This window comes from Streptomyces sp. NPDC049879, from assembly GCF_044461265.1.
In the GTDB taxonomy this organism is placed as follows: domain Bacteria; phylum Actinomycetota; class Actinomycetes; order Streptomycetales; family Streptomycetaceae; genus Streptomyces.
Window position 1 is genome coordinate 420,909 of record NZ_JBITKT010000006.1, and the last position, 17,218, is coordinate 438,126.

The 17,218-nt window shown below is 73.5% G+C and carries 24 protein-coding genes; 7 read left to right on the forward strand and 17 right to left on the reverse strand.

The genetic code is table 11. The features are described 5' to 3' along the window. Positions 1–48 precede the first annotated feature (48 nt). Together ACIBPC_RS22640 and ACIBPC_RS22645 are read left to right on the forward strand one after the other, a co-directional pair. The gene (locus ACIBPC_RS22640) at positions 49–675 is read left to right on the forward strand and encodes a hypothetical protein (RefSeq protein WP_398847024.1); all 627 of its coding nucleotides are present in this window, start codon (positions 49–51) and stop codon (positions 673–675) included. Then, positions 672–1,340: a class F sortase gene (locus tag ACIBPC_RS22645; protein ID WP_398847026.1), complete on the forward strand. Its 669-nt coding sequence runs from the start codon at positions 672–674 to the stop codon at positions 1,338–1,340. Before ACIBPC_RS22640 ends, ACIBPC_RS22645 begins: the two co-directional genes overlap by 4 nt. A gap of 51 nt (positions 1,341–1,391) precedes the next feature. Here the strand turns inward: ACIBPC_RS22645 and ACIBPC_RS22650 are convergent, their stop codons facing one another. After that, complete coding sequence (locus tag ACIBPC_RS22650; protein ID WP_398847027.1) at positions 1,392–2,180, reverse strand: TetR/AcrR family transcriptional regulator; 789 nt, start codon at positions 2,178–2,180, stop codon at positions 1,392–1,394. 85 nt (positions 2,181–2,265) lie between these two features. Between ACIBPC_RS22650 and ACIBPC_RS22655 the strand changes: the two genes are divergently transcribed. After that, positions 2,266–3,225 carry an NmrA family NAD(P)-binding protein gene (locus ACIBPC_RS22655; protein WP_398847029.1) on the forward strand — a complete coding sequence of 320 codons (960 nt, stop codon included), beginning with the start codon at positions 2,266–2,268 and terminating at the stop codon, positions 3,223–3,225. 114 nt (positions 3,226–3,339) lie between these two features. Here ACIBPC_RS22655 and ACIBPC_RS22660 read toward each other — a convergent pair whose 3' ends face one another. The 5 genes from ACIBPC_RS22660 to ACIBPC_RS22680 form a co-directional block, all read right to left on the reverse strand. Then, entirely contained in the window at positions 3,340–3,459 is a 120-nt protein-coding gene (locus ACIBPC_RS22660) for a type II toxin-antitoxin system RelE/ParE family toxin (RefSeq protein ID WP_398847168.1), read from the reverse strand. 3 nt (positions 3,460–3,462) lie between these two features. Beyond that, positions 3,463–3,744, reverse strand: a complete 282-nt coding sequence (locus tag ACIBPC_RS22665; RefSeq protein WP_398847031.1) for a type II toxin-antitoxin system Phd/YefM family antitoxin — start codon at positions 3,742–3,744, stop codon at positions 3,463–3,465. 147 nt (positions 3,745–3,891) lie between these two features. Beyond that, entirely contained in the window at positions 3,892–4,215 is a 324-nt protein-coding gene (locus tag ACIBPC_RS22670) for a hypothetical protein (RefSeq protein WP_362961815.1), read from the reverse strand. A gap of 86 nt (positions 4,216–4,301) precedes the next feature. After that, positions 4,302–4,904: an RdgB/HAM1 family non-canonical purine NTP pyrophosphatase gene (gene rdgB / locus ACIBPC_RS22675; protein ID WP_398847033.1), complete on the reverse strand. Its 603-nt coding sequence runs from the start codon at positions 4,902–4,904 to the stop codon at positions 4,302–4,304. 43 nt (positions 4,905–4,947) lie between these two features. Beyond that, a complete protein-coding gene (locus ACIBPC_RS22680; RefSeq protein WP_398847034.1) occupies positions 4,948–6,021 on the reverse strand; it encodes an alkene reductase in 1,074 nt (357 codons plus the stop codon). 108 nt (positions 6,022–6,129) lie between these two features. Between ACIBPC_RS22680 and ACIBPC_RS22685 the strand changes: the two genes are divergently transcribed. Further along, positions 6,130–6,504, forward strand: a complete 375-nt coding sequence (locus tag ACIBPC_RS22685) for a MerR family transcriptional regulator (RefSeq protein ID WP_398847036.1) — start codon at positions 6,130–6,132, stop codon at positions 6,502–6,504. A gap of 248 nt (positions 6,505–6,752) precedes the next feature. Here ACIBPC_RS22685 and ACIBPC_RS22690 read toward each other — a convergent pair whose 3' ends face one another. From ACIBPC_RS22690 to ACIBPC_RS22700, 3 genes are all read right to left on the reverse strand, one after another. After that, complete coding sequence (locus ACIBPC_RS22690) at positions 6,753–7,127, reverse strand: hypothetical protein (RefSeq protein ID WP_362961823.1); 375 nt, start codon at positions 7,125–7,127, stop codon at positions 6,753–6,755. Between the two features lie 10 nt (positions 7,128–7,137). Next, positions 7,138–7,866 carry a ribonuclease PH gene (gene rph / locus ACIBPC_RS22695; protein ID WP_362961825.1) on the reverse strand — a complete coding sequence of 243 codons (729 nt, stop codon included), beginning with the start codon at positions 7,864–7,866 and terminating at the stop codon, positions 7,138–7,140. Positions 7,867–8,050: 184 nt separating this feature from the next. After that, the gene (locus ACIBPC_RS22700) at positions 8,051–8,806 is read right to left on the reverse strand and encodes an MBL fold metallo-hydrolase (protein WP_362961827.1); all 756 of its coding nucleotides are present in this window, start codon (positions 8,804–8,806) and stop codon (positions 8,051–8,053) included. 116 nt (positions 8,807–8,922) lie between these two features. On the opposite strand from ACIBPC_RS22700, the gene ACIBPC_RS22705 reads away from it, so the two are divergent. After that, on the forward strand, positions 8,923–9,075 hold the full coding sequence (locus ACIBPC_RS22705; RefSeq protein WP_398847038.1) for a hypothetical protein: 153 nt from the start codon (positions 8,923–8,925) through the stop codon (positions 9,073–9,075). On the opposite strand, the gene rodA is transcribed toward ACIBPC_RS22705, so the two are convergent. The 8 genes from rodA to clpS form a co-directional block, all read right to left on the reverse strand. Next, the gene (rodA, locus tag ACIBPC_RS22710) at positions 9,076–10,272 is read right to left on the reverse strand and encodes a rod shape-determining protein RodA (protein ID WP_362961829.1); all 1,197 of its coding nucleotides are present in this window, start codon (positions 10,270–10,272) and stop codon (positions 9,076–9,078) included. It abuts the gene before it with no gap. Between the two features lie 39 nt (positions 10,273–10,311). After that, on the reverse strand, positions 10,312–11,262 hold the full coding sequence (locus tag ACIBPC_RS22715) for a cysteine synthase (RefSeq protein ID WP_362961831.1): 951 nt from the start codon (positions 11,260–11,262) through the stop codon (positions 10,312–10,314). Beyond that, on the reverse strand, positions 11,262–11,540 hold the full coding sequence (locus ACIBPC_RS22720; protein WP_398847040.1) for a MoaD/ThiS family protein: 279 nt from the start codon (positions 11,538–11,540) through the stop codon (positions 11,262–11,264). Before ACIBPC_RS22720 ends, ACIBPC_RS22715 begins: the two co-directional genes overlap by 1 nt. Positions 11,541–11,622: 82 nt before the next feature. Beyond that, the gene (locus ACIBPC_RS22725; protein WP_362961835.1) at positions 11,623–11,736 is read right to left on the reverse strand and encodes a putative leader peptide; all 114 of its coding nucleotides are present in this window, start codon (positions 11,734–11,736) and stop codon (positions 11,623–11,625) included. Between the two features lie 82 nt (positions 11,737–11,818). Further along, complete coding sequence (locus tag ACIBPC_RS22730) at positions 11,819–12,235, reverse strand: Mov34/MPN/PAD-1 family protein (protein ID WP_398847042.1); 417 nt, start codon at positions 12,233–12,235, stop codon at positions 11,819–11,821. Between the two features lie 28 nt (positions 12,236–12,263). After that, positions 12,264–13,850, reverse strand: coding sequence for an alanine/glycine:cation symporter family protein (locus tag ACIBPC_RS22735; protein ID WP_398847044.1), 1,587 nt, complete (start codon positions 13,848–13,850; stop codon positions 12,264–12,266). A gap of 45 nt (positions 13,851–13,895) precedes the next feature. Beyond that, positions 13,896–14,501 (reverse strand): DUF2017 domain-containing protein, encoded by a 606-nt coding sequence (locus ACIBPC_RS22740; RefSeq protein ID WP_398847046.1) that lies wholly within the window; start codon positions 14,499–14,501, stop codon positions 13,896–13,898. Continuing rightward, positions 14,501–14,815 carry an ATP-dependent Clp protease adapter ClpS gene (gene clpS, locus ACIBPC_RS22745; RefSeq protein ID WP_362961843.1) on the reverse strand — a complete coding sequence of 105 codons (315 nt, stop codon included), beginning with the start codon at positions 14,813–14,815 and terminating at the stop codon, positions 14,501–14,503. Before clpS ends, ACIBPC_RS22740 begins: the two co-directional genes overlap by 1 nt. Positions 14,816–14,903: 88 nt before the next feature. Here clpS and ACIBPC_RS22750 point away from each other — a divergent pair, with 88 nt between their 5' ends. After that, positions 14,904–16,250 carry a nicotinate phosphoribosyltransferase gene (locus tag ACIBPC_RS22750; protein WP_398847047.1) on the forward strand — a complete coding sequence of 449 codons (1,347 nt, stop codon included), beginning with the start codon at positions 14,904–14,906 and terminating at the stop codon, positions 16,248–16,250. A gap of 68 nt (positions 16,251–16,318) precedes the next feature. Further along, a complete protein-coding gene (locus tag ACIBPC_RS22755; RefSeq protein WP_398847049.1) occupies positions 16,319–16,909 on the forward strand; it encodes an isochorismatase family protein in 591 nt (196 codons plus the stop codon). The last annotated feature ends 309 nt before the right edge of the window (positions 16,910–17,218 follow it).

The window sequence follows — 17,218 nt, forward strand, 5'->3', positions numbered from 1 at the left end:
CGGCCGTGGGCGGGGGGATCTTCGAGGTACCGATCCCGGAGGTCTCCCATGGGCATCCCCTTCTTCCTCAGGCTCACCGTCTGTGTGCTGGCGGTCACCGCCGCCGGTACGACCGGGGCGGTCGCGGCGGACGGCGATCCGGCGCCCGTCCCGGCCGGGGCGGGCGTACGCGTCGCGCCGCTGAGTCCGCGTCCCGGGGACGAGATCGACCTGACGATCACCGGCTGCGCGGACCGCGCGGCGACGGCGCGGTCCGACGGGTTCGCGGCGGAGGCGAAACTGGCGCCCGCGCCGGAGGACGACGGGAACGGGCTGTTCGGCGAGGCGCGGGTCAGTTCGACGGCCGAGCCGGGGGTGTACTCCATCGACGTGGCGTGCGACGGCGCCGACGCCAAGGTGTCGGGGCGGCTGGTGATCACCGGCACGGGCGGCGGCGGGCGCGGCGAGGGCGGCCGGGATGAAGGCGGACGCGGTGAAGGCGGACGTGGCGAGGAGGGGCACGCGCGGCCCGCGCCCCGGCCGACAGGACCCGTGGAGGCGGGCGGCGGCGGCACGGCGGACGCACGCCCGGACGCCGACGTCCTCGGCCCCGGGCCCGCCGGGATCGCCCTCGGCTCGGGCGCGCTGCTCGGCACGGGCGCCTACCTCGTGGTCCGCGGGCTGCGGCGGCGGTGAGGGGCGGACTGGTCGCGGCGGCGACCTGGACGCTCCTGCTCAGCGGCGCGTGGCTGTGGGGCAAGGAGCTGACGGAGAGCGGCTCCCCCGCCACCGGCGGCACTCCCGCGGCGGCGCCCGACACGGGCGCGGAGGCGGCGGGGGAACCGGTCGCCCTGCCGCCCGCCGCACGCCCGCTGTCCGGCGGCGCGCCGCCTCGGCGCCTGGAGATCGAGGCGCTGGGCGTCAGCGCCGACGTCATCGAGCGCGGCGTGGACGCGTCGGGCGGCGTCGAACCCCCGCCGTTCGCCGCCGCGGGGCAGGTCGGCTGGTACGCGGACGGGCCGACGCCGGGCGACGCGGGTCCCGCCGTGCTGGTCGGGCATGTGGACACCGAGGAGGAGCCCGCCGTGTTCTACCGGCTGGGGGAGGCGGAGCCGGGCAGCGAGATCCGGGTGACGCGGCAGGACGGCAGCGTCGCGGAGTTCACGGTGCGGCGCGTGGACGTGGTGGAACGCGACGCGTTCGACGCCGACCTGGTCTACGGCGCCCGCGACCCCGGCGCGTCCGAACTGCGCCTGATCACCTGCGGCGGCACGTTCGACGAGGAACGCGACAGCTACTCGGCGAACGTGGTGGTCGACGCCTACCTGACGGGCACCTCGCCGCCCCACACCCCCGCCTGACGCACGCCCGGCCAGGAGTGACGGGCGGCCGCGGGTGGGGATCCCGGCGTCTCAGGGCGTCCGGGGCATCGGCCCCCGGCCATGGTCGGCGCGGTTGTCGGCCCCGCCCGCGAGGCGCCGACGGCGGGCCCGCTGCCGGCATGCCGCGCCGCAGTAACGCACCGGGCGGCCGACGGGCCGGACGGTGAGCGCGGCCCCGCAGTCCTCACACCGCGCGACGGCTTCCTGGCGGACACCGCCGTCACGAAAGGCGTGCCGTTCCGTGACATCGGCGGAAGGGCGAAGACCGTCCAGGGTCAGCCGGACGAGCCGGAGGCCGGCCGGTCGATCGGGGTGGGCGGCGAGCGTCGAGGCGCACCCGACGGTGAGCGCGAGGACGTCCTCGGGGCCGATGCCGTCGAGGACCCCGCCGGCCCGCTGGGCCGCGTGGAGCAGCGCGGTCAGGACCTGGCGGAAGCGCGACACGGACGCCGTGAGCAGCGGGCGCGGCCAGCTCGCGTCGGCGGCCACGACCTCGCACACCGGTCCGCTCCGGTGGGACTTCCCGACGATGTCCAGCAGGAACCCGAAGAACGCCTCGGTGGGCGCGGACCGGGCCATCCGCCGTTCGCCGGAGGCGGCCAGGTCGTCCAGGTGCCGGGTGAACACCGCTTCGAGGAGCGCCTGCTTGGTCGGGAAGTGCCGGTACACGGTGCCCGCGCCGACGCCCGCCCGGCGCGCGATCTCCCCGAGCGGCGCGTCGAGCCCCTGCCCGGCGAACGCCTCGGCGGCGGCGGACAGCACCCTGGCCCGGTTGCGGCGGGCGTCGGCCCGGCCGCCGCCGTCGATCGCTGCCGTCATGTCACGGAATCCCTTGTGCGCCCGACTCAAACGGGTTGCAGTATCCCGGATACCCCGCCCCTGAGGAAAGAGAAGAGAGGACGGCATGGCCACCGAGACCACCCGTTCCACCGCCGGCCCGGCCGAGAGCCCCGCCGACGGCCTCGTCGCCGTCACCGGCGCCACGGGCCAGCAGGGCGGCGCGACCGCGCGCCGACTGCTGGCCGGCGGACGACAGGTGCGCGCGCTGGTGCGGGACAGCACCACGCCCGCCGCCACGGCCCTCGCGGACGCGGGAGCCGAACTGGCCGTCGCGGACTTCGACGAGCCGTCGGGCCTGGCCCCGGCACTGGACGGCGCCACCGCCCTGTTCGCCGTGCCGCCGGTGGCCTACACGCCGTCCGGCGGCGACCCGGAGCGGGAGTTCACCCGTGGCCGGGCCCTGGCCGACGCGGCGGCGGCCGCGGGAGTCGGACAGGTCGTGTTCACCGGGGTCGCCTCGACCTCGGGCGACGCGTTCGCGGCCCCGGCGAAGCGGCGCATCGAGCAGTACCTGCACGACCACCTCCCGCTCGTGACCGTCCTGCGCCCCGTACGGTTCATGGCGAACTACCTCGGCACACCCGGCCTCGGCCTCGACGGGTTCGCCGACGGCGTCCACCGGCACCTCTTCCCGCCGGACGAGCCCGCCCAGATCATCGCCCTCGAAGACATCGCCGAGTTCGCCGCCCAGGCGTTCGAGCACCCCGCCCGGTTCGCCGGACGGACCCTGGAGCTGGCGGGCGACGCCCCGACCCCCGCCGACGCCGTCGCCGCGATCAGCGCCGCGACCGGCGTCCCGCTGCGCTACGAGCAGCTCACCCACGACGAGGCGACCGCGCTGAGCCCAGGGATCGCCGAGACCCGGCAGCAGTGGATCTCCGGTCAGCGCTGGCACGCCGACATCGAGGCACTGCGGGTCATCCACCCCGGACTGCGCACCCTGGCGGACTGGCTGTCCGAATCCGGCGCCGCCGCACTGCGCGCCCGGCTGCTCGGCACCGCACCACCCCACACCCCCGCCTGACGGACCAGCCGCGCGCCAACTGCCGGTCCCGGGAGAGGCGTTGCAGCGCCGAACGTCGCCCGTGCTGCCCGCGCACGCCATCGCGGTGGCCTGCGCGGGCGGCACGGGCGCAGGTCAGCGGTAGGCGTCGCGCCGGTGATCGACGTCGATCACCGTGATCCTCACGACTCTGTCATCGACCTGGTAGACGATCCGGTAGTCCCCGACGCGAAGCCGGTACTCAACCCTTCGTATAGGTCACCGGCGCTCGCCGTCTTCGGCGTCGCCCTCACCGAACACCTGCTCGGAGGTGTAGCGGATGCCGTCGTCCTCATAGGTACGTGCGGCCAGGGCTTCGTCGACAGCGCCCTCGGCCACTCCGTAATCCTTCATCGACATGATCGCGGCGATCGGCGCGCCGTCGCGCGTGATGACAGTCGCTCCCCCTTCGGCGGCTCGATCCAGCAGTCTGGACAACAGGGCCGGCAACTCGGACTCCTCGATCTCGTCGGGGAGCAGGGCGTCGGGTACGTCAGGCATGGACGTCACCGTAGCGCTACGGAGAGTTGTCGCGGAAGCGGGCACCGGCCACCCGGTGATCGGGGGGCACCAGGGCTTCCGGCACGCAGGCGTCACCCTTGCCCGCTGGTGGGGCGAGGAACCAACCGTCGCGGGAATGACGGCGCATCAGTCCGCGCGGGGGCCGAGGCGGAGTCCGGTCCCGTCCGCCTCCGGGGTCAGCTCGCGGACCTGCCACACCCGGCGCGACAGCGTCGTACCGGCGCGCGTCACGTACTCCCCCACCGCGAGCGACGCGTCGCCCGTTCCCGCGACGAGGAGTTCGGCGTCGGCCGTGGCGCCGTCGGAGAACCGCAGCGTCAGGCCGGTGGCGCGTCCCGGGTCGGCGAGGCCCTGGACGCGGACCCGGGCGCCGTTGAACAGGTGGGTGTGCGCGCAGACGGCGTCGTACCGGCCGTCGTCCGGCGCGGCCCCGGCGGGGGAAGGGGACATGCGGGGCCTCCCGGCTCGGGCGGACACCACCACCCTGCTACGCCGGGGCCCGCGCCGCGCGCGCGGCTGCTCCGTACGGGCGGGGTTCAGCCGAGGACGGCCGCGACCTCGGGGGCCAGCGCGCGGAAGGCGCGGCCGCGGTGGCTGATGGCGTTCTTCTCGTCCGGGCTCAGCTCGGCGCAGGTCCTGGTGTCGCCCTCGACCTCCAGGATCGGGTCGTACCCGAAGCCGTTGGCCCCGGCCGGGGCGAAGCGCAGGACGCCGGGGAGGCGGCCCTCGGTGACGCGTTCGGTGCCGTCCGGCAGGGCGAGCGCGGCGGCGCAGGCGAAGTACGCGCCCCGGTGCCCGGCCGGGACGTCGGCGAGCTGGGCGAGGAGCAGGTCGAGGTTCGCCGTGTCGTCGCCGTGCCGGCCGGCCCAGCGGGCGGAGAAGATGCCGGGCGCGCCGCCGAGGACGTCCACGCACAGGCCAGAGTCGTCCGCGACGGCGGGCAGGCCGCTGGCGCGCGCCAGGGCGTGCGCCTTGAGGAGCGCGTTCTCGGCGAACGTCACGCCGGTCTCCCGCACGTCGGGCGCGCCGGGCACGGCGTCGGCGCCGATCAGCTCGACGGTGACGCCCGCCTCGGTGAGGATCGCGCGCAGCTCGGTGATCTTGTGGGTGTTGCGGGTGGCGAGGACGAGTCGTTGCATGGGTCCGATTATGTCCACGCGCCGGTCCGGCCTCGTCGCCCGGTCAGGCGGTGTACCGGTGGGCGGGGTAGGTGAGGTAGCCCGCGTCGCCGCCCGTGTAGTACGTGCTCTCGTCGGCGGGGGCGAGCGGGAGGCCGGTGCGGAGCCGTTCCACCAGGTCGGGGTTGGCGAGGTAGGCGCGGCCGAAGCTGATCAGGTCGGCGCCGAGGCCGAGCCAGTGGTCGGCGGCCGACCTGTCGGTCTGCCGCGGGCCCATGGGGACGGCCGGGTTGACGATCAGGGTGCCGGGCCACGCGCGGCGCAGGCCCGTCAGCACGTCCTCGCCGGCGGTCGCCTCCAGGTGCACGTACGCCAGGCCGAGGCGTGCCAGCTCCGTCAGCAGGGCCGTGTACAGCTCCGCCACGTCCGTCTCCGCCACGCCCCAGAACGTGCCGCCGGGCGAGAGCCTGATCCCGGTACGGGCCGCGCCCACCGCGTCCGCCGTGGCGGCGGCGGCCTCGACGGCGAACCGGACGCGGTGGGCGACCGGCCCGCCGTAGCGGTCCGTGCGCAGGTTGGCGTTGGACGAGAGGAACTGCGAGATCAGGTAGCCGTTCGCGCCGTGCAGCTCGACCCCGTCGAAGCCCGCGTCGACGGCGCGCCGCGCGGCGTCGGCGTACGCGCGCGCCTCCCCCGGCACCTCTGCTGTCTCCAGCGCCCGGGGCACCGGCGCGGGCCGTGGGCCGCCGGGCGTGAACACGTCGCCCGTCGCGGCGACGGCGGACGGGCCGACCGGCCGGAGACCGGTGGTCGCGGGGTGGGACACGCGGCCGCCGTGCATGATCTGCGCGAAGATCCGCCCGCCGTTGGTGTGCACGGCGTGGGTGACCGGCCGCCAGGACGCGACCTGCTCGTCGGTGTACAGGCCGGGCGTGCCGGGGTTGGACTGCCCGACGAGGCTGGGCTGCACGCCTTCGCTGACGATCAGCCCGGCGGTGGCGCGCTGGGCGTAGTAGACCGCCATCGAGGGCGTCGCCAGGCCCCCGGCCGCGGCGCGGACGCGGGTCATCGGGGCCATCACGACGCGGTTGGGCAGCTCAAGGCCGCCGAGGCGGCCGCGGTCGAAGAGGGTGGTCATCCGGAACTCCTTCACACGGGCCCGGTCCGGGCCGTCAGGGGGAGGAACCCGCCGGTGGCGGGCCCCACCGGGTACGCTAAAACCTGACGTCAGTGTGAGGGGCAAGCGATGCGGATCGGTGAACTCGCGGCACGGACGGGCTCCAGCGTCCGTTCGCTGCGCTACTACGAGGAGCAGGGGCTGCTCGCCAGCGTCCGCAGCGCGGGCGGGCAGCGGCACTTCACGGAGGACGACGTGGAGCGGGTCGCGTTCGTCCAGCGCCTGTACGCGGCGGGGCTCTCCAGCCGCACCATCCGGGAGCTGATGCCGTGCCGGGACGCGCCGAGCGACGAGAACTCCGACGCCGCGCTGGAGCGCATGGCGGCGGAGCGCGACCGCCTCTCCGGCCACATCGAGGAGCTGCTGCGCACCCGTGACACGCTCGACGCGCTGATGGCCGTCGCCCGCGCGCACCACCCCGCCTGCCGGGCGGCCGCCGCCTGACGTGCCGCCGGGGGGCGCGGGACGCGCGGGCGCCGTCCTCCGGCGCCGGGGCCAGGGTCCGTCTTCCGGGTCTTGTCGGGTCAGGCCGCGTTGTCGGATGCGGTGCCTCGCAAGGCGGAGCATCGCAGCTCGTACTCGGTCGTACTCGCGCGATGCGACAACGCAGCGAGGGTCCCCCAGGCCCAAGGGGGCCTGGGAGGTGCCCCCACGCCGGCAGCGCGGCCCCGGCAAGACCCGGAAGACGGACCCTAAGGGGTACACACCTCCGTCAGCTCACCCGCCGCGTCGCTCAGCGGCTGGAGGTCGACCTGTACGGCCCCCTCCTCGTTGACCTGGAGGGTGTCGGCCGCGTCGGCGAACGAGTCGGCGACGCGCTGCACGTCCGCGTCGTCGATGCCGGACAGGTCGTCGAGGCTGGTCCCCAGGTCGTCGGTCGCGGCCTCGAAGGCGTCGGGGTCGTTGTCGTTGACGGCCTGTTGGATGTCGTCCACGTTCCCGGTGATCGTGAGGGCGATCCGGGCACAGTCCACGGCCTGTTGCACGTCGCACGCGGTGGTCAGGCCGGCGGCGGTCAGCACCGTGAGGGCCGCCGCCCCGGCCGTCGCCAGTCTCGTTCTTTTCATGACCAATGCTTTACCCGGCGGCGAGCGCCGCACGCTGCGCCTCGTCAAGACGCGCGCAGCCGGCGGACGCGAGGTCGAGCAGCGCGTCCAGTTCCTCCCGGGCGAACGGGGCGCCCTCCGCGGTGCCCTGCACCTCGACGAATCGCCCGTCCCCGGTGCGCACGACGTTCATGTCCGTCTCGGCCTTCACGTCCTCGGTGTACGCGAGGTCGAGCATCGGCACGCCGTCCACGATGCCGACGCTGACCGCCGCGACCGAGCCGGTCAGCGGCTCGGCGCGCCCCTTGACCAGCTTGTGGGCGCGCGCCCAGGCGACGGCGTCGGCGAGCGCGACGTACGCGCCGGTGATGGCGGCCGTGCGGGTGCCGCCGTCGGCCTGGAGGACGTCGCAGTCGAGCACGACGGTGTTCTCGCCGAGTGCCTTGAAGTCCACGACGGCGCGCAGCGACCGGCCGATCAGGCGGGAGATCTCGTGCGTCCGGCCGCCGATCTTCCCGCGCACGGACTCGCGGTCGCCCCGGGTGTTGGTGGCGCGCGGCAGCATCGCGTACTCGCCGGTGACCCAGCCCTCGCCGCTGCCCCGCCGCCAGCGCGGCACGCCCTCGGTGACGCTGGCGGTGCACAGCACCCGCGTGTCCCCGAAGGACACGAGGACGGAGCCCTCGGCGTGCTTGCTCCAGCCGCGCTCGATGCTGACGGGGCGGAGCTGGTCGGCCGAGCGGCCGTCGATTCGAGACATACGACGAGCCTAGTGCTGTGACCGGAAAGGTTCACCGCCTCACGACGCCCGGTACGGCACCTCGCTGCGTTACCGAATCGCGCGAGTACGGCCGAGTACGAGCTGCGATCCGGCGCCTTGCGATGCACCGCACCGGACCCCGTGACCCGGCAAACCTCCCCGGCCACAGCACTAGTGCCGCGCCTCAGATCTCGTAGACGGCCCCGGGCCTCGCCAGTTCGACGGGTCCTTCGAACGCGGCCTTGGCGTCCGAGAGGTTGACCTGCGCGTCGGTCCACGGCGGGATGTGCGTGAGGACGAGCCGCTCGGCGCCCGCGCGCTGGGCGCACTCCCCCGCCTCGCGGCCGTTGATGTGGACCTCGGGCAGGTCCTCCTTGCCGTCGGTGAACGACGCCTCGCACAGGAACAGCCCGGCGCCGCGCGCCAGTTCGGTGAGTCCCTCGCAGCGGCCCGTGTCGCCCGAGTAGCACAGGACACGGCCGTCGTGCTCGATGCGGAAGCCGTACGTCTCGACCGGGTGCGTGACGCGGTGCGCCGTGACGGTGAACGGGCCGACGGCGAAGGGGCTGTCCGGCACGAGCGTGCGGAACGCGAAGACGTCGCTCATCGCGCTGTCCGTGGGGACGTCGTCGTACGCCGTGGTGAGCCGCTGCTCGGTGCCGGCCGGACCGTACACGGGGACCTGCGGGCACCGGCCGCCCTCGTGGCGGTAGTAGCGCGCGACGAAGTACGCGCACATGTCGATGCAGTGGTCCGTGTGCAGGTGGCTGAGCGCGACGGTGTCGATGTCGTACAGCCCACAGTACTTCTGGAGCTCCCCGAGGGCACCGTTGCCCAGGTCGAGGAGCAGCCGGAATCCCTCGGCCTCGACGAGATAGCTGGAGCAGGCCGAGTCCGCGGACGGGAATGACCCCGAACAGCCGACGACGGTGAGCTTCATGGAAGGGGGAACCTCCGTAGTGGGGTTCGAACGACTCTAAGTCGCTTCGGACCGTGCCGTGCCTCGCGCGTGCCGCGGTGTGGGCGGAATCACCAGCGCGGGGTACCGTCGCGAATGTGGACGGAATGTGGTGGCTGGCACTCGCGGCGGTGGCGGTTCTCGGGCTGGTGGCGGCGCTGGTGGACGGGGCCGGGCGCATCGGCGGACGGCCCGGCCGGGGGCGCCGCCGGGGGGACGGCGGGGAGGACCGGGAGGACCGCCGGGAGTGATCACATCCTGCTACGGGAGCGGACGCGGATGGCCAGCAGCAGTCCCACCGCGATCCAGATCGCGAACATCGACGATCCCCCGTACGACAGGAACGGAAGCGGCAGACCGGTGACCGGCATGATGCCGAGCGCCATCCCCATGTTCTGGAACGCCTGGAAGGCGATCCACGCGACGATCGACGCGGCGACGATCGTGCCGTACATGTCCGGCGCCCCCATGGAGATGCGGCAGCCGCGCCACAGGATCACGCCGATCAGCACGATCACGGACGCCGCGCCGACGAAGCCCAGCTCCTCGCCGACGACCGTGAAGATGAAGTCGGTGTGCTGCTCGGGCACGAACTGACCCGTCGTCTGGCTCCCGTGGAACAGGCCCTGCCCGGTGAGCCCGCCCGAACCGATCGCGATACGCGCCTGGTTGGTGTTGTAGCCGACGCCCGCCGGGTCGAGCGACGGGTTGGCGAACGCGGCGAAGCGGTTGATCTGGTACGCGTCCAGCAGCCCCGCCTGCCACACCACCAGCGCGCCGCCCACGCCGAGCCCGATCAGCCCGAGGATCCAGCCGCGCCCGGTGCCCGACGCGATGAGCGCGCCGAGCGTGATCGCGGCGAGGACCATCGTCTGCCCGACGTCCGGCATCAGCATGATGATCGCGGCGGGCAGCGCGACCAGGCCGAGCGCCTGGAGCACGGCGCGCGTGTCGGGGCGCGGGCGCTGGTCGCTCTCCAGGGACGCGGCGAGCAGCGTCGCGACGGCCAGGATGACGCCGACCTTCACCAGCTCGGACGGCTGGAACGCGAAGCCGCCCGGCAGCTGGATCCAGCTGCGGGAGCCGTTGATGGACGAGCCGAGCGGGCTGAGGACGGCCAGCGACATCAGCAGGGACAGGACGTACAGGACCGGGACGGCGTTGCGCAGCCGCGTGTGGCCGAGCCACACCATCACGGCGGCGAGCCCGCCGCCGATGGCGAGGTTCAGGATGTGGCGCAGCAGGAAGTACTGCGGGTCGCCGTTGTTGAGGTCGGTCCTGCCCCGGGTGGCCGAGTAGACGAGCAGGGCGCCGAGGACGGCGAGGACGCCGGCCGCCCCGAGCAGCCACCAGTCGAGGCGCCGGACGACGGAGTCCCGCGCTCTGATCCTGGTCCAGACGGACTGCTCGGCGGCCGGCTGCGCGAGGGAGTAGCTGCGTACGGTCACCCATGTGACGATACGTGGCCGACCGTGCGCCTTCCGTGATTACGCCCAGAGCTGCCCGTGCAGCAGGGCGACGGCCTCCTCGGTGGACGCGGCGGTGTAGATGCCCGTGGAGAGGTACTTCCAGCCGCCGTCCGCGACGACGAAGACGATGTCCGCCTCCTCGCCCGCCGCGAGCGCCTTGCGGGCGGTGCCCAGCGCGGCGTGCAGCGCGGCGCCGGTGGAGACGCCCGCGAAGATGCCCTCCTGGGAGAGGAGTTCACGCGTGCGGGCGACGGCGTCCTCGGAGCTGACGGAGTAGCGGGAGGTGAGGACGGAGGCGTCGTACAGCTCGGGCACGAAGCCCTCGTCCAGGTTCCGCAGCCCGTAGACCAGGTCGTCATAGCGCGGCTCGGCGGCGATGATCTGCACGCCGGGCCGCTGTTCGCGCAGGTAGCGCCCGGCGCCCATCAGGGTGCCCGTGGTGCCGAGTCCGGCGACGAAGTGGGTGACGGACGGCAGGTCGGCGAGGATCTCCGGGCCTGTGGTGGCGTAGTGGGCGCCCGCGTTGTCGGGGTTGCCGTACTGGTAGAGCATCACCCAGTCGGGGTGCTCGGCGGACAGCTCCTTGGCGACGCGGACGGCGGTGTTGGAGCCCCCGGCGGCCGGGGAGGAGATGATCTCGGCGCCCCACATGGCCAGCAGCTCGCGGCGCTCGGACGACGTGTTCTCCGGCATCACGCACACGATCCGGTAGCCCTTGAGCCGGGCGGCCATGGCGAGGGAGATGCCGGTGTTCCCCGACGTCGGCTCCAGGATGGTGCAGCCGGGGGTGAGGCGCCCGTCCTTCTCGGCCTGCTCGATCATGAACAGCGCGGGCCGGTCCTTGATCGAACCTGTCGGATTGCGGTCCTCCAGCTTCGCCCAGACCCGGACCGACTCGGCCGGGGAGAGCCGCGGCAGCCGGACCAGCGGGGTGTTGCCGACGGCTGCCAGCGGGGAGTCGAAGCGCATCAGCGCATGCCTCCGGCGACGGCGGGGAGGATCGTCACGCTGTCCCCGTCCTTGAGCGCGGTGGAGATGCCGTCGAGGAAGCGGACGTCCTCGTCGTTCAGGTAGACGTTGATGAAGCGGCGCAGCTCGCCGCCGTCGACCAGCCGCTCCCGGATGCCGGGGTGGCTGGCGTCCAGGTCCGCGAACAGCTCGGCGAGGGTGTCACCGCTGCCGTCGACGGCCTTCCGGCCGTCGGTGTAGCTGCGCAGGATGGTCGGGATGCGGACCTCGATGGCCATGGGGGCTCCAGGAGAGAACTCGGCTCGGGTGGCTCGGACGGGCGGCGCGTGCCGTTCGTGGATCAGTCGCGGTCGGCGGTGATCAGCGGAGCGGCGGACACAGGGCGCCGGCGAGACGGCACAGATCGACGTGCAGACGTGCCACGAGCAGCACGCCGCCGGCCCGGATCTCGTCGCTCACGCCAGGGGGAACCATGGCGGCATCGTATCGATTCCCCAGCCCCGCCAGCGATCGGTTCATCATATGGACGTATTCGTCCCGGAGGGTGGACCGCAGGTCAGACGACCCGCACCTCCTCCTCCGTCACCTCGCCGTCCAGGATGCGGAACGACCGGAAGGACACCGGCCCTTCGCCGTCGCCGCACTCGGCGGTGGACACCAGGACGTAGTGCGCGCCCGGCTCGTTCGCGTAGCCGATGTCGGTGCGCGACGGGTACGCCTCGGTGGCGGTGTGCGAGTGGTAGATCACGACGGGCTCCTCGTCGCGGTCGTCCATCTCCCGGTAGAGCTTCAGCAGGTCGCCGGAGTCGAACTCGTAGAACGTCGGCGACCGCGCCGCGTTCAGCATCGGGATGAAGCGTTCGGGGCGGTCACTGCCCGCCGGGCCCGCGACGACGCCGCACGCCTCGTCGGGGTGGTCGGCGCGGGCGTGCGCGACGATCCGGTCCACCAGGTCCTGGGTGATGGTGAGCATGCGGCCAGCGTAGAACGCGCCCCGCGGCTCACTGCGTGAGGGTGACGGACCCCGCGGGCGGGCCCGGGTCGTCCTCCGGCGGCCCGGCGTCCCCGTCCTCCTCGTCCGGCAGCCCCGCGTCGCGGCGCCGCAGGTGGACGTCCACCTTCCGCAGCTCCTCGCGGACGACGGGCGCGAGCAGGTAGAGGCCCGTGATGTTGAAGACGGCGGCCAGGAAGAGGAAGACGTCCGCGAGGTCCACCAGTGTGCCGAGCGACAGCAGCGCCCCGGCGACGATCATCGCGCAGAACAGCGTCTTGTACGCCCCCTGCGCGATCCGGCCGCGGCCGAAGAGGTACGACCACGCCTTGAGCCCGTAGTAGCCCCACGTGATGATCGTGGCGAAGGCGAAGAGGAAGACGGCGACCGTCAGCACCACGGGGAACCACGGCAGCGCCGTCGCGAAGGCGTCCGAAGTGAGCGAGATGCCCGCCGTCGTGTCCCCGCCGTCGCCGCCCGACGCGGCGGCCTCGCGGGCGGCGGCGTAGCTCGGCGCGCCCGCGACGACGATGGTGAGCGCCGTCATGGTGCACAGGACCACGGTGTCGGCGAACGGTTCGAGCAGCGCCACCAGGCCCTCGGTCGCGGGCCGCCGCGTCTTCACCGCCGAGTGGACGATGGGCGCGGAGCCGACGCCCGCCTCGTTCGAGAACGCGGCGCGCTGGAAGCCGGTGATCAGCGCCCCCGCCACCCCGCCCGCGACCCCCTCGGGCCGGAACGCCTCCCGCCAGATGGTGGCCACGGCGTCCGGGATGTGCGGGGCGTTGGCGAGCAGGACGACGAGGCAGGCGACCACGTACAGGACCGTCATCGCGGGGACGAGGCGGCTGGTCACCCTGCCGATCGCCCGCATCCCGCCGACGAGGACCAGCGCGGTGAGCACGGCGACGACCAGCCCGAACAGCAGCGCCCCGGCCGAGCCGGTGAAGAACGGGGTGTGCTCCTCGGTGGCGGTGGCGAGCTGTTCGAGGGACTGGTTGACCTGGAAGAGGTTGCCGCCGAAGAAGGCGAAGAAGAGGATCATCGCGGCGGCGGGCAGCGCCAGGAAGCGGCCGAGGCGCGGCCTGCCCCGCTCGGCGAGCCCCTTGGTGAGGTACTGCATGGGGCCGCCGGAGACGCGGCCCTCGGCGTCGATGTCGCGGTACTTCACGCCGAGGGTGCACTCGACGAACTTCGTCGCCATCCCGAGGAAGCCGCACAGGATCATCCACAGGGTGGCGCCGGGGCCGCCGACCGAGACGGCGATGGCGACACCGGCGATGTTCCCGAGCCCGGCGGTGCCGGACAGGGCGGACGTGAGCGCCTGGAAGTGCGTGACCTCGCCCGGCGCGTCCGGCTGCTCGTACCGCCCGGCCGCGAGCTTGACGGCGGCGCCGAAGCGGCGGACCTGGACGAAGCCGAAACCGGCGGTGAACAGCAGCCCGGCCAGTACGAGCCAGCCGACGATGAGCGGGAAGGGACTGCCCGCGATCTCGATCTCGCAGAAGACGACGGCGTTCAGGACATCGCGAACAGGTTCGAATACGTCATTGACGGCCGTGTCGATGCGGTCGGTCCATGATCCGTCGCTCGCCATGGCAGGAGATTACCGACCCGCCACGCGAATTCCGTGATTATCGGATCAAGGCATCAGCGTTTCGATAAGGGTTTCCTGGAGGTGGCCGAGCCACGAATACGCGATGACCAGCGGACGTTCCGGATCGTCCGGCGGAATGTCGAACAGACGCTCGCTGTCCGCGTCATCCGAAAGGCCCAGCCGGCTGCCGATGGCGAGCCGCAGGTCGTTCAGCGCGCCGAGCCAGCGGCGCGCGTCGTCCCGCGACAGCGTGAGCACCGCGCCGCCGCCGGACTCGGACGCGTCACCCGCCGCCGCGTCCAGACCGCGCACCATCAGCAGCAGGTTCTCCCGCTTCGCCGTGCGCAGCTCGGTCTCGGTGAACCGCCGGAACTCCGCCGAAAGACGCCTGGCCTCCTCGTCCCGCTCCTGCCCCGGCTCGCCGTACGCGTCCGGGAACAGCCGGGCGAGCGCCGGGTCCGAGGGCGGCTCGCTCGGCCCCTCGGCGAACAGCGCGGCGAGGGGGTCGTCCGCGTCGCCGTCCGCCGGGCCCGCGCCGGGACCGATCAGTTCGAGCAGCTGCACGGCCAGGCTCCGGAGGATGGAGATCTGCCGCTCGTCCAGCGCGACGGCCGCGCCGCCGTCGCCGCTCGTCTCGAAAAGTGCCGCCATCACCGTTCCTGCTGAAGCGTCGCCCAGAGGCCATATCCGTGCATGGCCTGCACGTCCCGTTCCATTTCCTCGCGGCTGCCCTGCGAGACCGTCGCGCGCCCTTTGTTGTGGACGTCGAGCATGAGCTTGGTCGCCTTGTCCTTCGGATAGCCGAAATAGGACTGGAAGACGTAGGTCACATAGCTCATCAGGTTCACCGGGTCGTTGTGCACGACCGTGACCCATGGCACCTCGGGCAGCGGGGCCTCCACCGGTGCCTCGTCGGTCTCCGTGCGCTCGACTTCCATGGGCATCGCAGCACTCACGCCTCCCATGCTGCCACCGCCGCCCCCCGGGAGGTCAAACGAACGCCCCGCCCCCCAATATCGTCAAACTGACGAGATGGGGTGTACGCTGACCGCCATGGATGCTGAGAACGACGCGGCGGGCCTGCCGGTGGCGGTGCCCTCCACCGCCCTGTTCACCGACCAGTACGAGCTGACCATGCTCCAGGCCGCCCTGCGGTCCGGCACGGCGCACCGCAGGTCGGTGTTCGAGGTCTTCACCCGCCGCCTGCCCGACGGCCGCCGCTACGGCGTCGTCGCGGGCACGGGGCGGATGCTCGACGCCGTCGAGAACTTCCGCTTCGACCCCGCGATCCTCGGCTTCCTGCGCGAGCGGGACATCGTGGACGACCCGACCGTCGCCTGGCTCACCGACTACCGCTTCGGCGGCGACATCGACGGCTACCCCGAGGGCGAGGTGTACTTCCCCGGCTCGCCGCTGCTGCGCGTCGAGGGGACGTTCGCCGAGTGCGTGCTGCTGGAGACGGTGATCCTGTCGATCCTCAACTACGACTCGGCGGTGGCCGCCGCCGCGTCCCGCATGGCGGTCGCCGCCAACGGCAGGTCGCTCATGGAGATGGGCGCCCGCCGCATGCACGAGCTGGCGGCCGTCGCGGCGTCGCGCGCGGCGTACGTCGGCGGCTTCTCCACGACCTCGGACCTGGCGGCGGGCTTCCGCTACGGCATCCCGACCGTCGGCACCAGCGCGCACGCCTTCACGCTGCTGCACGACAGCGAGCGCCAGGCGTTCACCGCGCAGGTCGAGTCGCTCGGCCGCGGGACGACGCTGCTGGTCGACACGTACGACGTCCGCGAGGCCGTGCGGACCGCCGTCGAGGTGGCGGGCCCCGGGCTCGGCGCGGTGCGGATCGACTCGGGCGACCTGCTGATGGTCGCCCACCAGGTCAGGCGGCAGCTCGACGAACTGGGCGCCCACGACACGCGCATCGTCGTCACCAGCGACCTGGACGAGTACGCCATCGCCTCCCTCGCGGCGGCGCCGGTGGACGCGTACGGCGTCGGCACGCAGCTGGTGACCGGCAGCGGCCACCCGACGTGCTCGATGGTCTACAAGCTCGTCGCGCGGGCCGGGGACGATCCCGGGGCGCCGCTCGTGCCGGTGGCCAAGAGGTCGAGCGGCGGGAAGCTGTCCGTCGGCGGCCGGAAGTGGGCGGCCAGGCCGGTGGACGAGGAGGGCGTCGCCACCGCCGAGGTGATCGGGACGGGCGAGGTGCCCGCCCAGTACGCCGGCCGGCAGCTGCTGGTGCCGCTGGTACGGGGCGGCCGCGCCGTCGCCCGCGAACGCCTCGACGCGGCGCGCGACCGCCACGTACGGGCCCGCGCGGGCCTGCCGCTGTCGGCCACGCAGCTCTCGCGCGGCGAACCCGCCCTCCCCACCCGCTACCTGACCCCGCCCTCCGCCTGACGCGGCGGGCGAGGCACCGTAGGCTCGGACCCGGCCGCGCGAACTCACTCGAAGGGGTGTCCCATCACATGCACCGCGCCCTGATCGTCGTCGACGTCCAGAACGACTTCTGCGAGGGCGGCAGTCTCGCGGTCACGGGCGGCGCCGACGTCGCCGCCGCGATCACCGACCTCATCGGCGCGGCCACGCCCGCGTACGACCACGTCGTCGCCACCCGCGACCACCACATCGCGCCGGGCGACCACTTCTCGGACACCCCGGACTTCGTCCACTCCTGGCCGCGCCACTGCGTCGCCGGGACGGAGGGCGTCGGCTTCCACCCGAACTTCGCGCCCGCCGTCACCGCCGGGTCCGTGGACGCTTGCTTCGACAAGGGCGCGTACTCGGCGGCGTACAGCGGCTTCGAGGGGACGGACGAGTCCGGCGCGGGCCTCGCGGAGTGGCTGCGGGCGCGGGAGGTGACGGCGGTGGACGTCGTCGGCATCGCGACGGACCACTGCGTCCGCGCCACGGCCCTGGACGCGGCGCGGGAGGGCTTCACGACGCGCGTCCTGCTGAGCCTGACGGCCGGGGTGGCGCGGGAGACGACGGACAAGGCGCTGGACGAGCTGGCGGCGGCGGGCGTGGAACTGACGGGCAAGCCCGTCGTCACCACCTGACCACCCCCCGCCGTACGCGGCGGGACCCGCCCCGGGGACGGCGGACGACGGCCGTCCCGGCCCACGGACTGCCCGGGGGACGGCAGCGGGCAGTCGAGGCAGCGCCCGGGGATACGCAGGGCACCCGCCCACGACCGCCACCGGAAACGCCCCCGGGCAGCGGGCCACGGTCGCCACGCGGCCCGGGACGCCGGCAGCCTCCGGAGGGGGACACCAGCGGAAGCGGCAGTCCGGGAACGGCGACACCGCGACAGCGACGCGTCGCCCCCACCCGCGCCCGCGCTGGACGGCCTCCGAGGCGGCGAGCCC

What these genes read in the sequence shown, in the direction of transcription:
- ACIBPC_RS22680 (WP_398847034.1), bottom strand. Translation starts at nt 6,021, where the DNA reads ATGACCACCCTCTTCGACCGCGGCCGCCTCGGCGGCCTTGAGCTGCCC.
- ACIBPC_RS22750 (WP_398847047.1), top strand. Translation starts at nt 14,904, where the DNA reads ATGGATGCTGAGAACGACGCGGCGGGCCTGCCGGTGGCGGTGCCCTCC.
- ACIBPC_RS22725 (WP_362961835.1), bottom strand. Translation starts at nt 11,736, where the DNA reads ATGGTTCCCCCTGGCGTGAGCGACGAGATCCGGGCCGGCGGCGTGCTG.
- ACIBPC_RS22755 (WP_398847049.1), top strand. Translation starts at nt 16,319, where the DNA reads ATGCACCGCGCCCTGATCGTCGTCGACGTCCAGAACGACTTCTGCGAG.
- ACIBPC_RS22735 (WP_398847044.1), bottom strand. Translation starts at nt 13,850, where the DNA reads ATGGCGAGCGACGGATCATGGACCGACCGCATCGACACGGCCGTCAAT.
- ACIBPC_RS22665 (WP_398847031.1), bottom strand. Translation starts at nt 3,744, where the DNA reads ATGCCTGACGTACCCGACGCCCTGCTCCCCGACGAGATCGAGGAGTCC.
- ACIBPC_RS22720 (WP_398847040.1), bottom strand. Translation starts at nt 11,540, where the DNA reads ATGGCCATCGAGGTCCGCATCCCGACCATCCTGCGCAGCTACACCGAC.
- ACIBPC_RS22670 (WP_362961815.1), bottom strand. Translation starts at nt 4,215, where the DNA reads ATGTCCCCTTCCCCCGCCGGGGCCGCGCCGGACGACGGCCGGTACGAC.
- rph (WP_362961825.1), bottom strand. Translation starts at nt 7,866, where the DNA reads ATGTCTCGAATCGACGGCCGCTCGGCCGACCAGCTCCGCCCCGTCAGC.
- ACIBPC_RS22740 (WP_398847046.1), bottom strand. Translation starts at nt 14,501, where the DNA reads ATGGCGGCACTTTTCGAGACGAGCGGCGACGGCGGCGCGGCCGTCGCG.
- ACIBPC_RS22700 (WP_362961827.1), bottom strand. Translation starts at nt 8,806, where the DNA reads ATGAAGCTCACCGTCGTCGGCTGTTCGGGGTCATTCCCGTCCGCGGAC.
- ACIBPC_RS22730 (WP_398847042.1), bottom strand. Translation starts at nt 12,235, where the DNA reads ATGCTCACCATCACCCAGGACCTGGTGGACCGGATCGTCGCGCACGCC.
- ACIBPC_RS22640 (WP_398847024.1), top strand. Translation starts at nt 49, where the DNA reads ATGGGCATCCCCTTCTTCCTCAGGCTCACCGTCTGTGTGCTGGCGGTC.
- ACIBPC_RS22685 (WP_398847036.1), top strand. Translation starts at nt 6,130, where the DNA reads ATGCGGATCGGTGAACTCGCGGCACGGACGGGCTCCAGCGTCCGTTCG.
- clpS (WP_362961843.1), bottom strand. Translation starts at nt 14,815, where the DNA reads ATGGGAGGCGTGAGTGCTGCGATGCCCATGGAAGTCGAGCGCACGGAG.
- rdgB (WP_398847033.1), bottom strand. Translation starts at nt 4,904, where the DNA reads ATGCAACGACTCGTCCTCGCCACCCGCAACACCCACAAGATCACCGAG.
- ACIBPC_RS22690 (WP_362961823.1), bottom strand. Translation starts at nt 7,127, where the DNA reads ATGAAAAGAACGAGACTGGCGACGGCCGGGGCGGCGGCCCTCACGGTG.
- ACIBPC_RS22655 (WP_398847029.1), top strand. Translation starts at nt 2,266, where the DNA reads ATGGCCACCGAGACCACCCGTTCCACCGCCGGCCCGGCCGAGAGCCCC.
- ACIBPC_RS22650 (WP_398847027.1), bottom strand. Translation starts at nt 2,180, where the DNA reads ATGACGGCAGCGATCGACGGCGGCGGCCGGGCCGACGCCCGCCGCAAC.
- ACIBPC_RS22715 (WP_362961831.1), bottom strand. Translation starts at nt 11,262, where the DNA reads ATGCGCTTCGACTCCCCGCTGGCAGCCGTCGGCAACACCCCGCTGGTC.